The organism is Bacillus sp. NPDC057893, from assembly GCF_042796455.1.
Taxonomy (GTDB): Bacteria; Bacillota; Bacilli; order Bacillales; family Bacillaceae_G; genus Bacillus_A.
Map to the genome: position 1 here is coordinate 148,881 of NZ_JBHVNG010000001.1, position 21,884 is coordinate 170,764.

Annotated in this window: 25 protein-coding genes; 19 read left to right on the forward strand and 6 right to left on the reverse strand. The window is 38.0% G+C overall.

Going from position 1 to position 21,884, the window contains the following annotated elements; translation table 11 throughout:
* The 3 genes from ACFVQC_RS00900 to ACFVQC_RS00910 form a co-directional block, all read left to right on the forward strand.
* Positions 1-901: BclA C-terminal domain-containing protein (locus ACFVQC_RS00900; RefSeq protein ID WP_377897215.1), on the forward strand; the 901-nt coding region annotated here is incomplete at its 5' end.
* Positions 902-1,025: 124 nt separating this feature from the next.
* Positions 1,026-2,039 carry a GTP 3',8-cyclase MoaA gene (gene moaA / locus ACFVQC_RS00905; protein WP_377897216.1) on the forward strand — a complete coding sequence of 338 codons (1,014 nt, stop codon included), beginning with the start codon at positions 1,026-1,028 and terminating at the stop codon, positions 2,037-2,039.
* Positions 2,040-2,055: 16 nt separating this feature from the next.
* Positions 2,056-3,069, forward strand: coding sequence for a molybdopterin-synthase adenylyltransferase MoeB (locus ACFVQC_RS00910; RefSeq protein WP_377897218.1), 1,014 nt, complete (start codon positions 2,056-2,058; stop codon positions 3,067-3,069).
* A gap of 42 nt (positions 3,070-3,111) precedes the next feature.
* Here the strand turns inward: ACFVQC_RS00910 and moaC are convergent, their stop codons facing one another.
* Positions 3,112-3,597 carry a cyclic pyranopterin monophosphate synthase MoaC gene (moaC, locus tag ACFVQC_RS00915; protein ID WP_002112363.1) on the reverse strand — a complete coding sequence of 162 codons (486 nt, stop codon included), beginning with the start codon at positions 3,595-3,597 and terminating at the stop codon, positions 3,112-3,114.
* 83 nt (positions 3,598-3,680) lie between these two features.
* On the opposite strand from moaC, the gene ACFVQC_RS00920 reads away from it, so the two are divergent.
* The 7 genes from ACFVQC_RS00920 to ACFVQC_RS00950 all read left to right on the forward strand — a co-directional run bounded on the left by ACFVQC_RS00920 (position 3,681) and on the right by ACFVQC_RS00950 (position 8,364).
* Positions 3,681-4,970: a molybdopterin molybdotransferase MoeA gene (locus tag ACFVQC_RS00920; protein WP_377897219.1), complete on the forward strand. Its 1,290-nt coding sequence runs from the start codon at positions 3,681-3,683 to the stop codon at positions 4,968-4,970.
* On the forward strand, positions 4,934-5,455 hold the full coding sequence (mobB, locus tag ACFVQC_RS00925) for a molybdopterin-guanine dinucleotide biosynthesis protein B (RefSeq protein WP_377897220.1): 522 nt from the start codon (positions 4,934-4,936) through the stop codon (positions 5,453-5,455). Before ACFVQC_RS00920 ends, mobB begins: the two co-directional genes overlap by 37 nt.
* On the forward strand, positions 5,452-5,916 hold the full coding sequence (gene moaE / locus ACFVQC_RS00930; RefSeq protein ID WP_002112357.1) for a molybdopterin synthase catalytic subunit MoaE: 465 nt from the start codon (positions 5,452-5,454) through the stop codon (positions 5,914-5,916). Before mobB ends, moaE begins: the two co-directional genes overlap by 4 nt.
* A 2-nt stretch (positions 5,917-5,918) precedes the next feature.
* Entirely contained in the window at positions 5,919-6,152 is a 234-nt protein-coding gene (moaD, locus tag ACFVQC_RS00935) for a molybdopterin converting factor subunit 1 (protein ID WP_002145315.1), read from the forward strand.
* A 99-nt stretch (positions 6,153-6,251) separates the two neighbouring features.
* The gene (locus ACFVQC_RS00940) at positions 6,252-6,674 is read left to right on the forward strand and encodes a DUF3888 domain-containing protein (RefSeq protein WP_377897221.1); all 423 of its coding nucleotides are present in this window, start codon (positions 6,252-6,254) and stop codon (positions 6,672-6,674) included.
* Between the two features lie 33 nt (positions 6,675-6,707).
* Positions 6,708-7,565: a glucose uptake protein GlcU gene (gene glcU, locus ACFVQC_RS00945; RefSeq protein WP_377890838.1), complete on the forward strand. Its 858-nt coding sequence runs from the start codon at positions 6,708-6,710 to the stop codon at positions 7,563-7,565.
* Between the two features lie 13 nt (positions 7,566-7,578).
* The gene (locus ACFVQC_RS00950) at positions 7,579-8,364 is read left to right on the forward strand and encodes a glucose 1-dehydrogenase (protein WP_377890840.1); all 786 of its coding nucleotides are present in this window, start codon (positions 7,579-7,581) and stop codon (positions 8,362-8,364) included.
* A gap of 74 nt (positions 8,365-8,438) precedes the next feature.
* Here ACFVQC_RS00950 and ACFVQC_RS00955 read toward each other — a convergent pair whose 3' ends face one another.
* Positions 8,439-8,933, reverse strand: coding sequence for a CarD family transcriptional regulator (locus ACFVQC_RS00955; protein ID WP_087963297.1), 495 nt, complete (start codon positions 8,931-8,933; stop codon positions 8,439-8,441).
* A gap of 265 nt (positions 8,934-9,198) precedes the next feature.
* On the opposite strand from ACFVQC_RS00955, the gene ACFVQC_RS00960 reads away from it, so the two are divergent.
* Complete coding sequence (locus tag ACFVQC_RS00960; protein WP_002089059.1) at positions 9,199-9,435, forward strand: DUF2553 family protein; 237 nt, start codon at positions 9,199-9,201, stop codon at positions 9,433-9,435.
* Position 9,436: 1 nt separating this feature from the next.
* A complete protein-coding gene (locus ACFVQC_RS00965) occupies positions 9,437-9,619 on the forward strand; it encodes a sporulation protein Cse60 (protein WP_002160180.1) in 183 nt (60 codons plus the stop codon).
* A gap of 33 nt (positions 9,620-9,652) precedes the next feature.
* Here the strand turns inward: ACFVQC_RS00965 and ACFVQC_RS00970 are convergent, their stop codons facing one another.
* Entirely contained in the window at positions 9,653-9,880 is a 228-nt protein-coding gene (locus tag ACFVQC_RS00970) for a DUF3973 domain-containing protein (RefSeq protein WP_215569305.1), read from the reverse strand.
* Positions 9,881-10,303: 423 nt separating this feature from the next.
* Here ACFVQC_RS00970 and ACFVQC_RS00975 point away from each other — a divergent pair, with 423 nt between their 5' ends.
* Positions 10,304-10,732, forward strand: coding sequence for an SRPBCC family protein (locus ACFVQC_RS00975; RefSeq protein ID WP_002160182.1), 429 nt, complete (start codon positions 10,304-10,306; stop codon positions 10,730-10,732).
* Complete coding sequence (locus ACFVQC_RS00980) at positions 10,733-11,056, forward strand: ArsR/SmtB family transcription factor (protein WP_377890844.1); 324 nt, start codon at positions 10,733-10,735, stop codon at positions 11,054-11,056.
* A 46-nt stretch (positions 11,057-11,102) separates the two neighbouring features.
* Here the strand turns inward: ACFVQC_RS00980 and ACFVQC_RS00985 are convergent, their stop codons facing one another.
* Positions 11,103-12,545, reverse strand: a complete 1,443-nt coding sequence (locus tag ACFVQC_RS00985) for an MDR family MFS transporter (RefSeq protein WP_377897222.1) — start codon at positions 12,543-12,545, stop codon at positions 11,103-11,105.
* A 212-nt stretch (positions 12,546-12,757) separates the two neighbouring features.
* Positions 12,758-14,029 carry a BaiN/RdsA family NAD(P)/FAD-dependent oxidoreductase gene (locus tag ACFVQC_RS00990; RefSeq protein ID WP_377897223.1) on the reverse strand — a complete coding sequence of 424 codons (1,272 nt, stop codon included), beginning with the start codon at positions 14,027-14,029 and terminating at the stop codon, positions 12,758-12,760.
* Between the two features lie 283 nt (positions 14,030-14,312).
* On the opposite strand from ACFVQC_RS00990, the gene ACFVQC_RS00995 reads away from it, so the two are divergent.
* Together ACFVQC_RS00995 and ACFVQC_RS01000 are read left to right on the forward strand one after the other, a co-directional pair.
* Complete coding sequence (locus ACFVQC_RS00995) at positions 14,313-15,965, forward strand: putative polysaccharide biosynthesis protein (RefSeq protein ID WP_002112344.1); 1,653 nt, start codon at positions 14,313-14,315, stop codon at positions 15,963-15,965.
* A gap of 41 nt (positions 15,966-16,006) precedes the next feature.
* Complete coding sequence (locus ACFVQC_RS01000) at positions 16,007-16,735, forward strand: pseudouridine synthase (protein ID WP_377890850.1); 729 nt, start codon at positions 16,007-16,009, stop codon at positions 16,733-16,735.
* Between the two features lie 82 nt (positions 16,736-16,817).
* Here ACFVQC_RS01000 and ACFVQC_RS01005 read toward each other — a convergent pair whose 3' ends face one another.
* Positions 16,818-17,039, reverse strand: a complete 222-nt coding sequence (locus tag ACFVQC_RS01005) for a DeoR family transcriptional regulator (RefSeq protein WP_000805512.1) — start codon at positions 17,037-17,039, stop codon at positions 16,818-16,820.
* 357 nt (positions 17,040-17,396) lie between these two features.
* Between ACFVQC_RS01005 and pepV the strand changes: the two genes are divergently transcribed.
* The 3 genes from pepV to pulA all read left to right on the forward strand — a co-directional run bounded on the left by pepV (position 17,397) and on the right by pulA (position 21,731).
* Complete coding sequence (pepV, locus tag ACFVQC_RS01010; RefSeq protein ID WP_377897224.1) at positions 17,397-18,803, forward strand: dipeptidase PepV; 1,407 nt, start codon at positions 17,397-17,399, stop codon at positions 18,801-18,803.
* A 103-nt stretch (positions 18,804-18,906) separates the two neighbouring features.
* A complete protein-coding gene (thpR, locus tag ACFVQC_RS01015; RefSeq protein WP_377890854.1) occupies positions 18,907-19,452 on the forward strand; it encodes an RNA 2',3'-cyclic phosphodiesterase in 546 nt (181 codons plus the stop codon).
* A 137-nt stretch (positions 19,453-19,589) separates the two neighbouring features.
* A complete protein-coding gene (pulA, locus tag ACFVQC_RS01020; protein ID WP_377890856.1) occupies positions 19,590-21,731 on the forward strand; it encodes a type I pullulanase in 2,142 nt (713 codons plus the stop codon).
* The last annotated feature ends 153 nt before the right edge of the window (positions 21,732-21,884 follow it).

Consider the following 21,884-nt stretch of genomic DNA (forward strand, 5'->3'; position numbering starts at 1 on the left):
AAGTACGGGAGCGACGGGAAGTACAGGAGCAACGGGAAGTACAGGAGCAACGGGAAGTACAGGAGCAACGGGAAGCACCGGCCCAACGGGAAGTACAGGAGCAACGGGAAGTACAGGAGCAACGGGAAGCACGGGAGCAACGGGAAGCACCGGCCCAACGGGAAGCACGGGAGCGACGGGAAGCACAGGTTCAACAGGAAGTACGGGAGGCACAGGAGTGACGGGCCCGACGGGAAATACGGGAGCAACGGGAAGCACCGGCCCAACGGGAAGTACAGGAGCAACGGGAAGTACGGGAGCCACAGGAGTGACGGGTCCGACAGGAAATACGGGAGTCACAGGAAGTACGGGTCCAACGGGAAACACGGGAGCAACGGGAAGCACAGGCCCGACAGGAAGTACGGGAGCAACGGGAAGCACAGGCCCGACAGGAAGTACGGGACCAACAGGAGGCACCGGGTCAACAGGGAGTACGGGAACGACTGGAGTTAGTACAACGGCTACGTATGCTTTTGCTAATAATACATCTGGAACAGCTATATCGGTTCTTTTAGGGGGGACGAATGTTCCTTTACCAAATAACCAAAATATTGGACCGGGAATTACGGTAAATGGTGCTAATACGGTATTTACAGTTGCAAATGCAGGCAATTACTATATTTCATATACAATTAATATAACTGCTTCGCTATTAGTAAGTTCGCAAATTATTGTTAATGGAACTGCTTTGTCTGGAACTGTTAATTCACCAGCAATAGCTACAACTGCTTTTAGTGCTACGGTTATTTCAAATATTCCAGCAGGAGCGACTATAAGTTTACAATTATTTGGTTTAATTGCTATTGCGACATTGTCAACGACTACACCAGGAGCGGTATTAACAATTATTCGCTTAAGTTAATAAAAAGCCTTGAAGCTTTTATGCTTCAAGGCTTTTTATTTGTTTGAGCAAAAACATCGCAGTTCGAAAATATATTATAATAGAATGAAGATAGATATAAGTTTGGCAGAAAGGGAGAGTGGCGATGCAGGAGAAGGTTAAAGATTTTTTCGGACGCCCACTTCAAGATTTGCGCATCTCTGTCATTGATCGTTGTAATTTTCGGTGTACGTATTGTATGCCAGCAGAAGTGTTTGGGCCTGATTATGCTTTTTTGAAAGATGAGTTTTTACTGACATTTGATGAAATCGAGCGATTAGCAAAAGTATTTGTTAGCATCGGTGTACGGAAAATTAGACTTACTGGCGGTGAGCCATTGCTCCGTAAGGACTTAACAAAACTTATCGAACGTCTCGTGAAAATTGACGGTTTAGTAGATCTAGGATTAACGACAAATGCGATTCATTTAACGAAACAAGCGAAGGCGTTAAAAGAAGCTGGGTTACACCGAGTAAATGTTAGTTTGGATGCGATAGATGATAATGTATTCCGTGCAATTAATGGCCGGAATATGAATACGAAGCCAGTGTTAAAAGGAATTATAGCAGCGAAAGAAGCAGGCCTTGAAGTGAAGGTGAATATGGTTGTGAAAAAAGGGATGAATGATCATCAAGTACTTCCGATGGCTGCGTATTTTAAAGAACAAGGAATTTCACTTAGATTTATTGAGTTTATGGATGTTGGCAGTACGAATGGGTGGAATTTTGATCAAGTTATTACGAAACGAGAATTGATTGACATAATTCATCGAGTATATCCAATTGAGCCGGCTGAAGCTCATTATTTTGGTGAGGTTGCGAAGCGGTATCGATACGTTGGAACGAATGTAGAGGTTGGTTTTATTACCTCTGTTTCTGAGTCATTTTGTTCTTCTTGTACGAGAGCAAGAATTTCAGCGGATGGAAAGTTTTATACTTGCTTGTTTGCGACAGAAGGAATGGATTTAAGGAAACTTCTGAGGGAAAACCTTTCAGATAATGATTTATTAAAAGCCATACAAGGTGTATGGGAGGATAGAAAGGATCGATATTCAGATGAACGGACGGAAGAAAGTGCGAAAAATCGTCCGAAAATTGAAATGTCTTATATAGGAGGATAAGAAAGGGGGATGTCGTATGAAAGAGCGATATTCAAGACAAATGTTATTTTCTGGTGTTGGGGAAGAAGGGCAACGGAAAATAAGAGAGAAGCACGTGCTCGTTATTGGTGCTGGTGCACTTGGAGCGGCGAATGCTGAAGCGATTGTTAGAGCGGGTGTTGGAAAAATAACAATTGCTGACCGTGATTATGTCGAATGGAGCAATTTACAAAGGCAACAATTATATACAGAAGAAGATGCAAAGCATTATAAGCCGAAAGCAATTGCGGCAGCAGAACATTTAAAAGCTATTAATTCAGAAGTAGAAATTGTACCGGTTGTGACTGATGTAACGGTGCAAGAAATGGAAGAGTTAATTAAAGGGGTAGATTTAATATTAGATGCGACAGATAATTTTGAAACGCGCCTTCTTATTAATGACATATCTCAGATGTATAAGGTTCCGTGGATATACGGAGGATGCGTTGGAAGTTACGGAGTAACTTATACAATCTTGCCAGGAAAAACACCATGTTTTCGATGTTTAATGGAACATCCAGCGAGCGGAGCGACATGTGATACGGCCGGTATTATACAGCCAGCAGTGCAATTAGTAGTTGCACATCAAATAACAGAAGCCTTGAAAATATTAGTAGAAGATTTTGAGGCACTTCGTGAAACGATGCTATCATTTGATCTTTGGAATAATCAGCAGATGGCATTTAAAGTGAATAGGCAGAAAAAGGATACATGTTTATCTTGTGGAAAGTTACGTACATATCCGAGTTTAACATTTGAAGCACAAACGAAAACAGAAGTATTATGTGGGCGAGATACAGTTCAAATCCGTCCAGGTGTGCGTCAGGGTTTTAATTTAGAAGAAATTAAAAAGCGCTTACAAAAAAGTGTAGATGTAAAAGCAACGCCGTATTTATTATCATTTCCAGTGGAAGAATATCGTTTTGTTTTATTTACAGATGGCAGAGCGTTTATTCATGGTACGAATGATATGAATGTTGCGAAACGACTATATACAAGATATATAGGTTGAACCTAAAGGGGAATCCTTTAGGTTCAAATGGAAAAGGTAGGATTAAGAATTTCTAATATAATCTCCATTTTTTCCGCCCGTTTTTTCAAGTAAGTACGTTTCGCCAATAATCATACCCTTATCAACGGCTTTACACATGTCATATACAGTAAGGGCGGTAGCGGAAGCAGCTGTTAAAGCTTCCATCTCAACGCCGGTACTACCTTCTGTTTTAACTTTTACTTCAATAAGTAGTCGATATTGTTCTTCTGACTGTTTCCAATCGAAGGAGACATCAACACCTTTTAATAATAAAGGATGGCACATTGGGATAATATCAGAAGTACGTTTTGCAGCCATAATGCCTGCGATTTGTGCAACAGCTAATACATCACCTTTACCAATTTCATTGTGAGAGATTTTATCAAAAATTTCTTTCGTAACGAGGATGCTAGAGCATGCTATTGCTGTTCGAACGGTTATTTTTTTGTCACTTATATCAACCATTTTAGCGCGTCCTTGGTCGTTGAAATGTGTGAATGAAGACATGGAATTCCTCCTTGAAGTAATTGCGATTTAATATATAAAGTGTAATCGAGATTAGATATTTTGCAAATATGAGGTGAGAAACAATGGTAGAAAAACGAATCCCGATTCAAGTTGCTGAGGCAGTAGAGCGGGTTATGAAATACGCTAAGCATGGTGAAGTAGAAGAAGTTTCTATTACAGAAAGTTACGGGAGGATTCTTGGGGAGGATGTTGTCTCAGATCACGACGTTCCACACTTTGATCGTTCTCCTTACGATGGTTTCGCAATTCGAGCAGAAGATACGAAGGAAGCGAGTAAAGAACGGCCGGTTGAATTTGAAGTAATAGGAGAGATCGGAGCAGGTTCTGTTTTTACAGAAGAAGTAGGGGCTTTTCAGGCGGTTCGTATTATGACAGGAGCAGCTATTCCAGAAGATTGCAATGCAGTCGTAATGCTAGAACTGACGGAAGGATGCGAGAGGAAAGAAAGTACATATATGAAGTTGAAACGCCCTTTCCAAAACGGTGACAATGTGTCATTTAAAGGAGAAGATATAAAACAAAATCAAGTCCTTGTTAAGAAAGGTGTTGTAATCAATCCAGGTGTTTCCGCATTATTAGCGACGTTTGGATATAGCACTGTGAAAGTTGTAAAACAGCCTGTTGTCGGTATTGTAACGACAGGAAGCGAATTACTAGAAGTGCATGAGGCGTTAGAGCCAGGGAAAATTAGAAATAGTAACTCTTATATGATTGCCGCTCAAATTATGAAAGCTGGCGGAAAAGTGCGTTACTATGGACAACTTGCAGATGAGTTAGATGCATGTTTTACAGCTGTTAAATCAGCGATGGATGAGGTTGATATTTTAATTACAACGGGCGGTGTTTCAGTAGGGGATTACGACTATTTACCAGCTATTTATGAAAGGCTACAGGCGAATGTACTCTTTAATAAAATAGCGATGAGACCGGGGAGTGTAACGACAGTAGCTGAAGTTGATGGAAAGCTACTCTTCGGTTTATCAGGTAATCCGTCAGCTTGTTATGTAGGTTTCGAATTATTTGTGTATCCAATTATGAAAGCGTATTTGCATGCGAAGGAACCTCACATATATAGGACAGACGCCATTTTGCAAAAAGATTTTCCGAAACCAAATCCGTTTACTCGTTTTGTAAGAGCGAAAGCGAGCATTGTTAATGGGGCACTACAAGTGGCGCCGGTCGGTTTAGATAAGTCGAGTGCGGTCTCTTCACTTGCGGATGCAAATGCTTTTATCGTGCTGCCTGGAGGGACGAGAGGATTTGAAGCAGGAATGAAAGTGTCTGTATTATTGTTAGAATGCTCTGAGGGAAGTGATTGGCCGTGGGCAAAGCCTCTTCAATCTTACAAATAGTAGGGTATCAAAATAGCGGGAAAACAACACTTGTAGAGAAGATGGTACATGCATTAGCTGAAAGAGAAATAAAGGTTGCTACAATTAAACATCATGGTCACGGGGGCTTTCCTGAAGTAGCGCAAAAAGATAGTGAAAGACACCAAAAAGCTGGTGCTGTAGTAAGTAGTGTAGAAGGCGCTGGATTACTATCTCTGTCCTCTTTGCGAGATGAATGGTCCTTGCAAGAAATTATTCGCTTGTACGAATTTTTTGAAGTGGATACGATTTTAATAGAGGGCTATAAAGCTGAGGAATATCCAAAAATAGTGTTACTTCGTTCTGCGGAAGACGCTGAACTTTTACATAAGGTAGAAAATATAGCGGCGGTTATTACGTGGTATGATGCTCCGTCAAATGTACGAGAAGAATATAAAGTATTTCATATAACAGAAGAAAAATTGTATATAGACTGGTTTTTACAAACGGTTAGGGGTGCAAAATGATAAATACGTATTATGAAGTAATTGATACAGAAATCTCGATTGAAGAGGTGGCAAAGAAAGTAGTTCGCCGTGAATGTGGTGCTGTCACAACATTTATCGGAACAGTTAGGGAGTTTACGAAAGGGCGTCGTACACTATACTTAGAGTATGTAGCTTATAAGACGATGGCAGAAAAGATGCTACAGAAAATTGGGTCAGAAGTGAAGGAGAAGTGGCCCGGTACACATGTTGCAATTACACATCGCATCGGCACATTGCAAATTTCTGATATAGCGGTTGTTGTTGCTGTATCAACGCCTCATCGCAAAGAGGCTTATGAAGCGAATGAATATATTATGGAGCGTATTAAGCAAATTGTTCCGATTTGGAAAAAGGAGTTTTGGGAAGATGGTGACTCATGGATTGGTGACCAATTAGAAAAAACACCATATCCAGCAGGAGAGCCTGGGAAGGAGTTATAAATATGATTCGAGTATTGTTATTTGCGAACTTGCAAGAAGAAGCAGGGACGAGTGAATTACAAATAGAGAAAGAAAATATTACGGTTGCACAATTGAAAGATATTGTTGCGAAAGAATATAATGTACCAGTGTCAGCACCAATTATGGTTGCAATTAATGAAGAGTACGCGAACGAAGATGATACGATACAATCTGGTGATGTTGTTGCGTTGATACCACCAGTGAGCGGTGGTTAATATTGGATTTTTGCTATAAAAAACGACTTTCCTAAATAGGGAAAGTCGTTTTTTTATGGCATTTTGGAGAACACTATCTTATAGGAAAAGGAGGAAGTTATGAAAAAGATATGTGTAATGATTTCAATGATATGTTCTGTTTTTTTCTTTTCTCCAAGTAATTCTTTTGCCAAAGAATCGACGGAACAGCTTTTAGAAAGTGCGTTACTGAATAGGTACTATTCAGTTATTAGGCAAGCAACGGAAGATCAATATGAATGTGATTCAGTTATAAATATAAAACGTCTCGGTAAGAAAGATGAGTTCGTTCCTAGATTTGAAATTACGCTACAATTTCTTACGTTTCAAGGTGCACATAATCCGCCGAATGATAAAGTTACACTTACTTTGGAAGATAATTTAGATCACATAAAGATAAAGAAAGTGGAGCGAGAAAAGAATGTTTCTGGCGCTATTGTAGAAAAGATTTGTGCACGAAAAAACGAAAAAATAAAAGCTCACTCTAATGATTTAGAGCGGTAACCTATGACATTTTGTAGAGAAAGGTAATGAGCGATGGATATACTTTTAGCGATTTTACCAGCTATATTTTGGGGGAGTATTGTGCTATTTAACGTGAAACTGGGCGGGGGACCGTATAGTCAAACGCTCGGTACAACGTTCGGTGCACTTATCTTCTCAATTGTTGTTTATATTTTTATGAAGCCGGTATTAACTCCGACCGTTATTGGAGTTGGAATTGTATCCGGCTTATTTTGGGCACTTGGTCAAGCGAATCAATTAAAAAGTATTGATTTAATGGGTGTTTCCAGAACGATGCCGATTTCAACAGGGCTTCAATTAGTCGCGACAACATTATTTGGGGTTATCGTGTTTCATGAATGGTCAACGACGATATCGGTCGTCCTTGGAGTTTTGGCGCTCGTTTGTATTATTATCGGGGTTATTTTAACATCGCTTCAAAGTAAAGAAGAGAAGAATGCAGAGCAAGCAAGAAATTTCAAAAAAGGAATTATTATTTTATTAATTTCAACAGTCGGTTATTTAGTTTACGTAGTAGTTATCCGGTTATTTAACGTGAACGGCTGGTCGGCTTTATTACCACAAGCGGTCGGTATGGTGTTAGGCGGGATTTTACTTACATTTAAACATCATCCATTCAATAAATATGCGATTCGAAATATTCTTCCGGGATTAATTTGGGCAGCGGGAAATATGTTTTTATTCATTTCGCAACCGCGAGTTGGGGTCGCGACAAGCTTTTCCCTTTCGCAAATGGGAATTATTATTTCTACGCTTGGCGGGATTCTTATATTAGGTGAAAAGAAAACAAGGCGTCAATTAATTGGGATTGTTATTGGTATCGTTTTTATTATTGCAGCTGGAATTATGTTAGGCATTGCGAAAGGTTAAGGGAGGTATTGAAATGTATAGTGATTTAGAAGGGAAAGTCGTCGTTATTACAGGATCAGCAACTGGTCTCGGAAGAGCGATGGGAGTAAGGTTTGCTAAGGAAAAAGCGAAAGTGGTTATTAACTATCGCTCAAGAGAGTCAGAAGCGAATGATGTATTAGAAGAAATTAAAAAAGTAGGCGGAGCAGCGATTGCTGTAAAAGGTGATGTTACGGTTGAATCAGATGTTATAAATTTGATTCAATCTGCTGTAAAAGAATTTGGTACGCTCGACGTTATGATTAATAATGCAGGGATAGAAAATGCGGTACCATCGCATGAAATGCCGTTAGAGGATTGGAATAAAGTAATTCATACAAATTTAACAGGCGCTTTTTTAGGAAGTCGTGAAGCGATCAAATATTTTGTAGAACACGATATTAAAGGCTCGGTTATTAATATGTCTAGTGTTCATGAGAAAATCCCGTGGCCATTATTTGTTCATTATGCAGCGAGTAAGGGTGGGATTAAGTTAATGACAGAAACGTTAGCATTAGAATATGCACCAAAAGGTATTCGAGTAAATAATATTGGGCCTGGTGCAATTAATACGCCAATCAACGCTGAAAAGTTTGCTGATCCAAAGCAGCGTGCTGACGTAGAAAGTATGATACCGATGGGCTACATTGGAAAACCTGAAGAAATCGCAGCAGTAGCAACGTGGCTCGCTTCAGCAGAGGCAAGCTACGTAACCGGAATTACGTTATTTGCAGATGGTGGAATGACTTTATACCCATCGTTTCAAGCGGGGCGTGGGTAATATGAAAGGCCAAAGAGATTTAACTCTTTGGCCTTTTTTACGCAAAAAAAAATAGCGGTCGGCTATTTTTAAAATTAATGATTGATTGTATCTTGAAGAAATTCTGTTGCTTGATGTTCTGAAACATTCTGTACGAGCGCAACTTCACTAATAACCATTTTACGCGCATTATCTAGCATTTGTTTTTCGCTCGCATTTAATGCTCTTTCTTTATTGCGACGAAGTAAATCACGAACAACTTCTGCACTATCTTGAAGATTGCCGTTCTTCATTTTTTCCATATTCATTGTATATCTTTGTTTCCAAGAGAGTGAGGGGTCTGATTCCCCATGATGAAATTCAAGAAGTATACCATCTAACGTACCTTTATCGACGATATAACGTATACCCGATTTGTGTAATTGATCTATCGGAAGCATTACTTGCATATCTTTACTAATGATGCGTATAACACAATATTGACGCGTATTGCCTAATATTTCTTTTTCTTCAATTGCTTCGATGATTCCTGCACCGTGCATTGGATAAACGATTTTATCACCAATTTGAAACAAATCATCCACCTCCATATGTGGTAACCATTTTTAATGATAACATACGAGGATAAAAATGTCAAATTTTATATAATATCATATCTGATATACTGTAGTCAATATATAAAAGTCGTTTTTTTATGTGTTTTTTTGCTCTTATAAGTTGAATAAGTAGAGGGGATTTTTTTAGAAAAATAGTACAGGCGCAGAAAGAAGGCATATCCACTTATTTTTAAGCATAAAATATAAAATCGCTAATACAATATACCTAAATCCGTTCTTTGCAAGGGAGGGAGAGAAGGTGGGGCGCACAATTAGAATTGATATTACAAATAAAGTTGTAGCTAAATTTAGGCAAGATTATTTGGAATTATATACGAGTAAGTTTATGATAGGTAAGTTTTATGTCTATACTGAAGATAAACAATATGTGTTAGAAGACGGATATATATATGAAGATGGAAAGTTTTATCGCATCATAGATACGCACCGTGGCAATAAACAAGCGGCGGAGGGCTGCGATCTAGGATGGTGTTAACATGATTCGTGTGAAAGTGTTTGATGAAAGTCATGAAAAAGACTTGGAAGAATCTGTAAATGTATTTTTAAAAAAAATTGATGATGGAAATTTTGTAGATATAAAGTATCAAGTTGGTGTTTCAATTAACGATGATGAAAATCAAATTTATTGTTTTTCAGCGATGATTGTTTATAAAGCATAAAAAAGAGCTGGGGAGCCAGCTCTTTTTTATGCTTTACGTTGGGACAACATGTGTCGGTAAAATATTCATAATAGATTGTGTTGCGTCGATTTTCTTTGTCGTTAAAAGAACTTCTTCTGTTTCATGCTCCTGAGCATCAGTACACATACCGAGGTGATAACGATCACCTAAAAATGGATCAATATAAAAACCGTTTTTGAAAACTTTATCATTCGGGTGTTTTTTGTGGTGAATTTCAGAACAGTTAATGCAGTAGAACATAGCTTTCATCCCCTTTTCGTTGTTGGTTAAAAAAGTGAGTGGGTAGTCATTTCGCTTCTAAGGAAATGTTGAGGAGAAGAGAAATAACTACCTACCCAAAATGGTGGGCATATTCCTTCTGATTTTACATATCTCGCGTATTGTCCCCGAGGGAAGGAGGAGAGACGAAGTACAGGTGAGATAAGTTAGGCACCTCGCTCAATTTGAATGATGGAGTTTCATGTTGAGAGAAGTTTTTATTTTTTATTGCCTTTGTGAGTATATTATGAGGAAATGCCGAGAGGGTGTTTGTCCTGTTGAAAAAATGTTGAGAATTTCTCAACGGTGAAAAGAATCAGCGTTGACATGAAACTAAAAGGTGTTATATTATTTAAATGCAACCAAAAGGTGTTATGTTTTAATGCCGAATAAAGGAGATATAAAATGGAACAACAAAATACATTAAATGATATTAAACAAACAATCGTTTTTGACGCGCCTATTCAAAAAGTATGGAATGTAGTATCAACTGCAGAAGGAATTGCGTCATGGTTTATGCCAAATGATTTCGAATTAGAGGTAGGACATGAGTTTCATGTGCAATCACCTTTTGGACCATCACCATGTAAAGTGTTAGAGATTGATGAACCAAATCATTTATCTTTCTCATGGGATACAGATGGTTGGATTGTTTCATTCATTTTGAAAGACTTAGGAGATAAAACAGAATTCACGTTAATTCACGGCGGCTGGAAACATCCTGATGAAATTCTTCCGAAAGCGAATGCGAAGAGCTCTATTATTCGCGATAGAATGAATGGCGGCTGGGTAGCGATTGTAAATGAAAAACTGAAAAAGGTTGTTGAAGGTTAAATGTCTTCGTCAGCAGCGAAATATGATGTATTTCAAGCAATTGCTGATCCAACCCGCCGAGAAGTGTTACGGTTATTAAGTGATAAAGAGTTACCAATTTCAAAAATAACGAATCATTTTCCGATGAGTCGTACTGCTGTTGTAAAGCACCTTCATATACTTTCCGAAGCGAATTTAGTAAGCGGAAGAAAAAGCGGAAGAGAGAAGATATATCGTTTGCATCCAGAACCATTAGAGGAATTACAGCAGTGGCTCTCGTACTATGAACGATTTTGGGATAATAAATTGTCCGTGCTTAAACATATTGTGGAGAATGAAGAATAGATTTTATGCAAAGAGGATGACCAAAATAAAATGGTCATCCTCTTTATTATTGCTCACTGGTTTGTGTAGCTGGCTTTAATAAAATCCAAGCGATAATTAATGTAAATACCGCTAATACGAAAGTACTCATATAAATAACGTGTACACTTGCTGCTAATGCGGATTGTGATTCAGTTGCTACGTTTGCTGTAGTTCCGCCGTGTCCACCAGAAGATACAAGATCAAGGTTTTTAATACCACGTGCGTGAATCATTGTATTGAAGATCGTTCCGAATATTGCAGCACCTAATGTTTGACTAAATGTATTAATAAATGTGTTTAAACCAACTGCCGTTCCGCGCGTATGGGTCGGTACAGCTGCTTGAATTGTTACCATATAAATTGGTGTAACAAGCCCCATTCCTAAGCCGAATAATCCGACTGCAACATAAATAAGGAATGATGGTGAATCTGTTGATAATGTAAATAATAAGAAAGTAGCAACTGATAAAATGCTAGCTCCAAGTAAAATAATTTGTTTCGTTTGTAACTTGCCAACTAAGTTACCGGAGAACATCGCACCGAATGTCCACATAACAGGAATCGGCATTAAAATGAGTCCAGCCTCTGTCGCATTTTTTCCTAAAACACCTTGGCTCCAAATTGGAAGATACACTGTAATACTAATAATCATTGCGCCAGCAATAAGTGTTAGTATGTTTATTGTAGATAATGTACGATTAGAGAAAAGTGCTAGCGGAATTAATGGTTCCGGAGACTTTTTCTCGATGTATAAGAAAATAATGAATGAAACAGCGGCAAAGATTAATAGGCCGATAATTGAAATGTCTCCCCAGTTTTGCTTACTGCTACCTGTTAATAATGCGTATAGCAGAGCGATTGTACTTAATGAGAAGACTGTTGCACCAAGGTAGTCGATATGTTGCTTAGCTGCGGACTTAACAGATTCCTTATAAGAAGTGGCAAACATTAAGCAAGCGATAATTCCAAAAGGAACGTTTAAGAAGAAAATATAGCGCCAAGAAAGAGAATCAACTAAAAATCCACCTACTAACGGCCCAATAACACCAGATACTCCCCAAACGGCACTCATCCAGCCTTGTGCTTTCGCGCGGTCTTTCGCTTCGCTATATAGATCTCCAATAATCGTCATTGTGATCGGCATAACCGCACCAGCCCCTATACCTTGAAGAGCACGGAAGAAGATTAATTGTTCCATTGATGTAACGACTCCGCAAAGTGTAGAACCGATTAAGAAGATTGTTGCTCCGATGAGCAGAACTTTTTTACGGCCGAATAAATCAGCTAGCTTTCCGTATATTGGAGTCGAAACAGCTGTTGCAAGCATATAGATTGCATATACCCAACTAACAAGTTCGACGCCTGACAAATCACTCGTTATACGAGGGATCGCTGTACTAACAATCGTTCCTTCTACCGCAGAAAGAAACGTCATTAGCATTAAAGACATCATGACTTTTTTTCTCATTTGTTTTCCCCTTACCCTTTTTCGAATATTCAACAATATAAAATATAAAGGTACTAAGGTATATAAAGCAACAAAAAAGCAATGGGAAGTTAGGAGGAAGGGATATTTTTGAAGAAACGGTCGATATATTTAAAGTATCGCCAATATAATTTCGTGTACTGCTTTGCTATTTCAACATACTAAAAAAGAAACAGGAGTCCCTGTTTCTTTTTTTAGTATTGCATTTTCGCATTTTGTCCTGCTGTTGTTCCGGCAATTCGACCAGTAACAAGGGCGGATGTAATGTTATAGCCGCCAGTATAACCGTGAATATCAAGAACTTCTCCGCAGAAGTATAAACCATTCGTGAATTTCGAAGCCATTTCTTTCGGGTTAATTTCTTTAACGGAGACCCCTCCGCCAGTAACGAATGCTTTTTCAATGGACTGCGTACCATTTACATGGACGGTAAATTCTTTAAAGTCTTTCACAAGTGCACGAATCTTCTCGTGAGAAACTTGTCCAGCTTGTTCGCTACCGTCAATTTCATTTTTTTCTAATAAGAATAAGAAGTAACGTTCAGGAACATAGCCTTTTAAAACGTTTTTAATTCCTTTTTTCGGATCTTCTTTCAGTTGTTTCAGCATGCGCTGGAACAGTTGCTCACTATTTTCTTCTGGCAATGCATCGATACTCATGTGCACTGTGTTCGTTTTAAACTTTTTCATCGCTTTCACAACGAATTGGCTACAGCGAAGAGCAGCAGGACCAGATAGACCGAAGTGAGTGAAAAGCATGTCCATTTTATGAGAAATGATAACTTTTCCTTTCGGGTTTAATACACTTAAGTTTACATCTCGTAAAGCAAGACCTTGTAATGTGCGGTCACGAATAAACGGTTCGTTTGAAAGAATTGGTACTTCTGTTGGGAAAAGTTCTGTAATTGTATGCCCAGCTTTTTCAGCCCAAGCGTATCCGTCTCCAGTAGAACCAGTTTGAGGAACAGATTTTCCGCCAACAGCGATAACGACGTGATTCGTTTCTAACACTTCACCTGTTTGCAGAACAACAGCCTTCGTTTGACCGTTTTCATATTCAATCGTTTCAACAGGCGTATTCGTACGTATTTTCACACCTAAGTCTTTTAATCGTGTTAACAGTGCATCTACAACAGATTGCGCTTTATTTGATACTGGGAACATGCGGCCATGATCCTCTTCTTTCAGTTTTACACCGAGATTTTCGAAGAATGTAATAATATCTTCATTACTGAAAATAGAAAAAGCACTGTATAAGAAGCGACCATTTCCAGGTATATGTTTAACGATTTCATCAAGTGGTAGACGGTTCGTTACGTTACAACGACCACCACCAGAAATCGCGAGTTTACGTCCTAGTTTATTTCCTTTATCAAGAAGTAAGACGCTTGCGCCTTCTTCAGCAGCACCGATTGCAGCCATTAGCCCTGAAGGACCGCCGCCGATGACAATAACATCATAATGCATAATATATCGACCTCATTTTCTACATTTCCTGCCTAAAAGAATAGCATGTTTTCCCTTAAAAGAAAAATAGAGTGAAGTACTGCTTAAGAGGAGAATTGTGGTACAATACAAAAGTTAGAGTTCAGCATTATCCTGCTATTTATGGGCAATAAGACTACTACCTTAAGATTTAAGAGAAGTAAAGAGGGAGTTAAAGCGGCCTGTAAATGCTCGAATGGTTAGTAGGAGGAGAGTCTCCCACTAATTATAGTTTCACTTTATGTAGATGTAGGAGGATTTTTGTATGTCCGATTCAAAATTTCTGCGCGGAACGCTTATTGTGACGTTAGGGACATTTTTAGTAAAGTTCTTAGGCATGATTTACGTCTTTCCGTTTCATGCATTAGTAGGCACAGAAGGCGGAACGCTCTATACATATGGATACATTCCATATACGATATTTTTAAGTATCGCAACGGCAGGGGTGCCGCTTGCTGTTTCGAAGTTTGTTTCCAAATATAATGCACTTGGAGATTATAAAACGAGCCGGAGAATGTTCCGCTCGGGAATGGTTATGATGATAGTAACAGGAGTTCTTTCCTTCTTAGTACTGTACATGACCGCACCATTATTTGCAGAAGCAATGCTTGGTAAACAAAGTTTACAAAATAAGATAGAAGAAGTTACGACGATTATTCGCCTCGTAAGTTTTGCGCTTATTGTTGTGCCGGCAGCAAGTTTGATTCGTGGTTATTTCCAAGGCCACCAATCGATGGGACCGACTACGGTTTCACAAATTATTGAGCAAATTATTCGTATCGTCTTTTTATTAGCGGGTAGTTTCATCGTTATTAAAGTACTTGGCGGTACAGTAGCAACGGCAGTTGGGGTTGCGACATTCGCTGCGTTCGTTTCAGCAGTTGGAGCACTTGGCGTATTAATTTGGTACTGGTTAAAACGTAAAAAATATTTGGATCAATATTTAATTGAGCAAACTGTACCAGAATCAACGGTGAGTACCGCTCAATTGTTTAAAGAGTTGTTTGCATATGCAATTCCTTACGTTGTAATTGGATTAACAATTCCTTTATATCAACAAATTGATACATTGACATTTAACTCTATTATGCAGGCGATTGGTCAAGGAGATATCGCAGAGCGGGCACTTGGTATTTTCACGATGTGGACGCATAAATTAATTATGATTCCGGTATCACTTGCAACAGCGTTTAGTTTAACGCTCGTACCAGCGATTACAAAGTCGTTTACTGAAAAGCAATACCGTTATTTGAAATTACAAATTACACAAACATTCCAGGCGAATATGTTTTTAACATTGCCAGCAGTTATCGGTATTTCTACACTTGCATATCCAATTTACACTGCTTTCTACGATTCAGATCCACTAGGTGGACAAGTATTAATGTGGTATGCACCAGTTGCATTGTTATTCGCTTTATTCACAGTAACAGCAGCTATCTTGCAAGGGATTAACAAGCAGAAACATGCGGTTATTGCGCTTGTGATGGGTGTTATTTTGAAATTTGTATGTAACGTAATCTTTATTCGTTATTTCGGTACAGTTGGGGCGATTTTAGCTACTGCAGTCGGTTTCTTAGCTTCCGTATGGTATACGAATAGACAAATCAAAAAACACGCACACTATTCATTTGGTGTTGTATATAAGAGAACATTCCAAATTGCAGTATTAACACTTGTAATGGTTATTGCTGTAAAACTATCACAATGGCTTCTATCCTTCATGATTTCGCCTGATGGCCGTATTGGTGCTCTTATTACAGTTGCGATTTGTGCAGGTATTGGTGGTCTTGTTTACGGATTGTTAGCGATTCGCACGGGAGTACTAGAAAGAGTATTTGGCGGAGAAGCTTTAGAGAAAATCCAGCGTAAACTTGGTAGTAGATTCAAAATAAAGTTGAAATCAAAAGGGGCGTAAATACGTCCCCTTTTCTATGATAAATAAAGAAGGTGAAGAACATGAGATTAGATAAATTATTAGCGAATATGGGACACGGAAGTAGAAAAGAAGTAAAGAAATTACTGAAAGACGGCGTTGTGAAAATTGATGGAACGCCAGTGAAAGATGCGAAGTTTCATGTGAATATAGAAGAGCAAGAGGTTATGATTCACGGTGAAGTTGTTGAATATAAAGAGTTTGTTTATTTAATGATGCATAAACCACAAGGTGTTATTTCAGCGACAGAAGATGATAACCACGAAACAGTAATAGATTTATTAGAATTAGAAGATGCGATTTTCGATCCATTCCCTGTTGGAAGGCTCGATATTGATACAGAAGGTTTCTTATTAATCACAAATGATGGGAAGTTAACGCATCAACTATTATCTCCGAAAAAGCATGTGCCGAAAAAATATTATGCACACATTTCAGGCGTTGTAACGGAAGAGGATGTAATAGAATTCGCTAAAGGTGTTATTTTAGAAGATGGCTATGAAACGAAGCCAGGCGAACTTACAATTTTAAAAAGTGATGATATTTCCGAAATTGAGCTTGTTATTACAGAAGGAAAATTCCATCAAGTGAAGCGTATGTTTGAAGCGGTAGGGAAAAAAGTAGTGTATTTAAAGAGAACAGAGATGGGACCTTTAATGTTAGATGAAGAGCTAGAACTTGGGCAATATCGTGAATTAACAGATGAAGAAGTAGAAATGTTAAAGACGTATCAAGTAGATAACGAAAAGTAACGCCAATTTCAGAGCATAGAAAAGACCCCTTTCTAATGAGTTAGAAAGGGGTATGTATTTATTTACATACAATTATTTTTTATTATGAGGTCATTCTCACTTTCTTTCCTGTCGTTGTCCACTTGCCGCGGCAAGGGCTATACACGAGTTCATTAAACTGCAACACATTTAGATCACGTTGTATCGTTCGCGGTGTGATCCCGAACTCATCTACAAGGTCTTTCGTTGTTACCGTACCGTTTTCATTGATGTACATATAAATTGATTTAATGCGTGTTAGCATACGAGTAGTTGTAGGTTTCAAGAGAAAACCACTCCTCTACTAGTTTTTTTGACCCCATTCAGGAAAGAAGGTCGTTACTACCATTGTACTCTACATGATAAAATTCATGCTTTAATCTACTTAAATTTTACAAAAGTTTAACAAATATTCATATAGAAAAATATTGGTAGTTGACATTGTATATTTAGTCAGTCAACTAACTCATAAATTTCTACGTAAAACGCCAAATTCCTGCAAATTTTTTTGAGAAAATAAAAGAAAAACTAATAAGAAATATCTGAAATATTACAATTGTTCGTTATTAGGTTTTCATGTATGGCATAAGAGATTTTCGTTTGCTATGATGAAAGAGACAATATAGTGAAGGATGGATGCGTGATGTTAACGATTAATTGGACAGAAGAAGTTACAAAACGAAAAGATGATTTAATTCGTGATACACAACAATTTTTGCAAATTAAAAGTGTATGGGAAGAAGAATCTGCGAAAGAGGGCGCGCCATTTGGTGAAGGTGTAGAAAAAGCCTTATCTTTCATGTTACATAAAGGAGAAGCAGAAGGTTTCGCTTCTAAAAATTTAGAAGGGTATGCAGGTCATCTTGAAATGGGACAAGGAGAAGAATTAGTAGGTATTCTTTGTCACGTTGATGTTGTACCAGAAGGAGATGGCTGGACAACTCCTGCGTATAGTGCGGATATTCGCGGCGGAAAGATTTTTGCACGCGGTGCAATTGATGATAAAGGGCCGACGATGGCAGCTTATTATGCGATGAAAATCGTTAAAGAATTAGGCTTACCTCTTTCAAAACGTGTTCGTATGATTTTAGGAACAGATGAGGAAAGTAATTGGAAGTGTGTAGATCATTATTTTAAAAATGAAGAAATGCCAACAATCGGTTTTGCGCCGGATGCAGATTTTCCAATTATTAATGCGGAAAAAGGAATTTCTGACATACAAGTTGTGCAAAATGGTGGCGAAGAGAAAGACGGTGCATTTAAGCTTATTTCATTTGAGTCAGGTCGTCGTTTAAATATGGTTCCTGATTGTGCAGAAGCAGTTATTACAGGAGAAGATGTAAATGCACTTACAGTAGCATATGAAGAGTATTTACAAACTGCTAAAAAAATAGGTAAAGCAATTGTAGAAGGAAATACGGTGACGTTGCAAATCAAAGGGATTTCAGCTCATGGATCTACTCCAGAAAAGGGAGAAAATGCAGGTTTATTATTGGCAAACTTCTTAACGACAGTTTCTCTTGATGGAAAAGGGGCTTCATTTGCATCGTTTGTAACAGAAACATTTACAGGTGATATTCTTGGAGATAAAGCTGGTATTTCTTATAAAGACGATATTAGCGGCCCGTTAACGGTGAATGTTGGTCGCCTGTCTTATTCGCAAGAAAACGGTGGTAATTTAGGATTAAATGTACGCTATCCAGTTACGACTAACTTTGAAGAAACGATTGCAAAGTTAAAAGAATATGTTGGTACTCATGGATTTGAAGTAGCGGATTATTCTAACTCTCGCCCGCATCACGTTGACAAAGATCATACGTTAATTCGTACTTTGCAACGCGTATATGAAGAACAAACTGGTGAAAAAGCTGAATTGTTAGCAATTGGCGGTGGTACGTATGCTCGTTCATTGAAAGCTGGCGTTGCATTTGGCCCGCTATTCCCTGGAAAAGAAGAACTTGCGCATCAAAAAGACGAGTACATTGAAATTGAAGATTTATTAAAAGCAACAGCGATTTATGCGCAAGCAATTCATGAATTAGCGAAATAAAAGATATGTAAATAATAACCGCTCTCTACTTTAGAGGGCGGATTCTTTTTAGCTGAATGAGATAAGAAAGAAAAGCAACAATAACATAAAGGAGACGATGTAGATGGTGCCGCATTATTTTGTCGCAGTAACTTTACCACGTCATATAAAAGAAGTGCTCTCTAATTATAAAGAGGAAATGAAGGATGAATTACCATTTCGCTCGTGGGTACATGAAGAAGACTATCATATTACACTTTCATTTTTAGGAAGTGCGGCGCAGGAACAATTAGAAGGAATAAAGAATGGATTACAAATACTTACAGAAACAAAAGAACTATCGTTCACGTTACAAGGGTTTTCAACGTTTGGCCTAGAAGAAGAGCCGCGTATTTTTTGGGCGAAGGTAAGTGAGAATAATGATTTGGTTCAGTTGCAAAAACAAGTGCATACAATTTGTGAAGAAAATGGTTTCTCTCTAGAGACACGTCCTTATCATCCACATATTACTGTTGCTCGTAAATGGGTAGGAGAAAAAGTATTTGATCTGACAAATGTAAAAGATTTACCCGTAACATCATTTCGAGTAGATGCGATTACTTTGTATGAATCTCACGTTAAGGAAACGCCAAAGTATAGAACAGTTGCCGAAATAAAATTACAAAAATAGAATGTGTGAAAACGTTTTTTATACAGGTGAATATACTATAGGGAATAATGTGTTACTGTATAGAGCTTCGCGGATAAGAAAAGCCTTATCATTTGCAGCTCGTTTCATTTTAACTTTAAGAATGATGGTGATTTTTTATGTTGAAAGTAAAACGTCCATTTGATGCCTATTTAGATGAAATGAATAAAATTACAATTTTGCTCCCGCATGCGTATGGAACAAGCCGGACATTTCGTTTACAAGAAGGAAGCAATGTGAAAGAGTTACCGATTGTTCATACTATTGCTCTTTCAGATGCAACGAAGTATGAATGTTTTATAGAAGAGCCGCTAGATGTGGGGAAGTATTATACAGTACGGGATGAACGGAATGAAGAAACAGATTTACAAATAGGCGCTGTGATTCGAACAGTAGTTTTCGATGAAAAATATTATTACGAAGGTACCGACTTAGGTGCTGTGTATAAAAAAGAAGAAACAATATTTAAAGTATGGGCTCCGACCGCAAGGCTTGCGAAAGTACGGATTTATAAAAGTGATAAAGAATATATTGATTATGAAATGTACAGAGAAGAAAATGGAGTGTGGATTCATACATTACAAGGTGATCATGATGGAGCACGATATACATTCCTTGTTTGTATTAATTTAATATGGAATGAAGCGGTTGATCCTTACGCAAAGTCAGTGACTGTAAATGGGAAATACGGCGTTGTTATCGATTTGGAAAAGACGAATGTAACAAAACGAGAGGAATTATCACCATTACAGTCAATGACAGATGCCATATTGTATGAACTGCATATTCGTGACGCTACTATTCATCCAAACAGTGGAGTGAATAAAAAGGGAACATATAAAGGATTGATGGAAGAAGAGACAACGGGACGAAATGGGACATTAACAGGATTGTCTCATATAAAAGATTTAGGCGTTACACATGTTGAACTATTACCTTTACATTGTTTTGGTGGTATAGATGAAGTGAATCCTGCTTCCGCATATAATTGGGGATATAATCCATTATATTACAATATACCAACAGGATTTTATGTTACAAACCTTTCTGATCCATATAACAGGATAGTAGAGTGTAAACAACTAATTGAAACATTTCATGATCACGGCATCAGGGTGATTATAGATGTTGTATATAATCATGTTTATGAAAGAGAATTATCATCATTTGAGAAGCTTGTCCCGGGATATTATTTTCGTCATGGGGAAGATGGTATGCCTTCTAATGGGACGGGAGTTGGAAATGATATAGCATCTGAACGGAGAATGATGAGGAAATTTATTATAGAATCTGTTTTATATTGGCTTACTGAATACAATGTTGATGGATTCCGATTTGATTTAATGGGGATTTCAGATGTTGAAACGATGAATGCGTTAGAAAAAGAAGTGCGAAAAATAAAGCAGGATGCGCTGTTATTAGGTGAAGGATGGGATTTACAAACACCGCTTCCTCTTGAAGAGAAAGCGACGTTAAATAATGCGAATAAAATGCCATGTATCGCACAGTTTAATGATCAATTTCGTGATGGAGTAAAAGGAAGTGCTTTTAATATAAATAAACGTGGCTTTGCATTTGGTGGGCATGTAGACTGTAATCATTTGCAGTATATAGTAGCTGGTAGCCTTTTAAGTATGAAAGAAACAGGATTGTTCCTAGAGCCAATGCAAAGCATTAACTATGTAGAATGTCATGACAATATGACGATGTGGGATAAACTAGTGCAAAGTAATCCAGAATCAGAAGGAATTTTGAAAAGGCGTCATCGCTTAGCAACTGCAATGGTTATTCTTTCACAAGGGATTCCTTTCTTACATGCGGGGCAAGAGTTTTATCGTACGAAGCAAGGAAATGAAAATAGTTATAATGCAAATGATGAAATCAATCGATTAGATTGGGATCAAAAAGAAAAAGAGATGGAGACAGTTAACTATATAAAAGGTTTAATTGCGATTCGGAAGGAGCATGGGGCATTCCGATTAAAAAGCGCTGACCTTATAAAAAAGCATATGACTTTTTTGCAAACATCAAAAGAAGCACTTGCATACCATTTGCGAGATGTAGAATCTTTCGGACCGTGGAAAGAGATTGTTGTGCTATTCAATAGCGGTTTGCAGAATGAAATAGTTCAGCTCCCAAAAGAAGACAAGTGGCATATATTAGTAAACGAAAAGCAAGCAAAAACACAGCCAATTTCTTCATTTAGAGGAAAGGAACTTCAAATGGCTCCAACTAGTACGTATATATTGGCGATAATGTGACAAATCGCTACTTGACGATGAGAATATAATAAATGTAGAATTGACAAAGGTGACGATTTTGATAAGTTGTCATTCTATGAGTGATTTTGTAAAATAAACTAGAAGAACAGGTGATTTATCCTGTTTTCGGCTTATGCTAAGTTTTTTTCATTC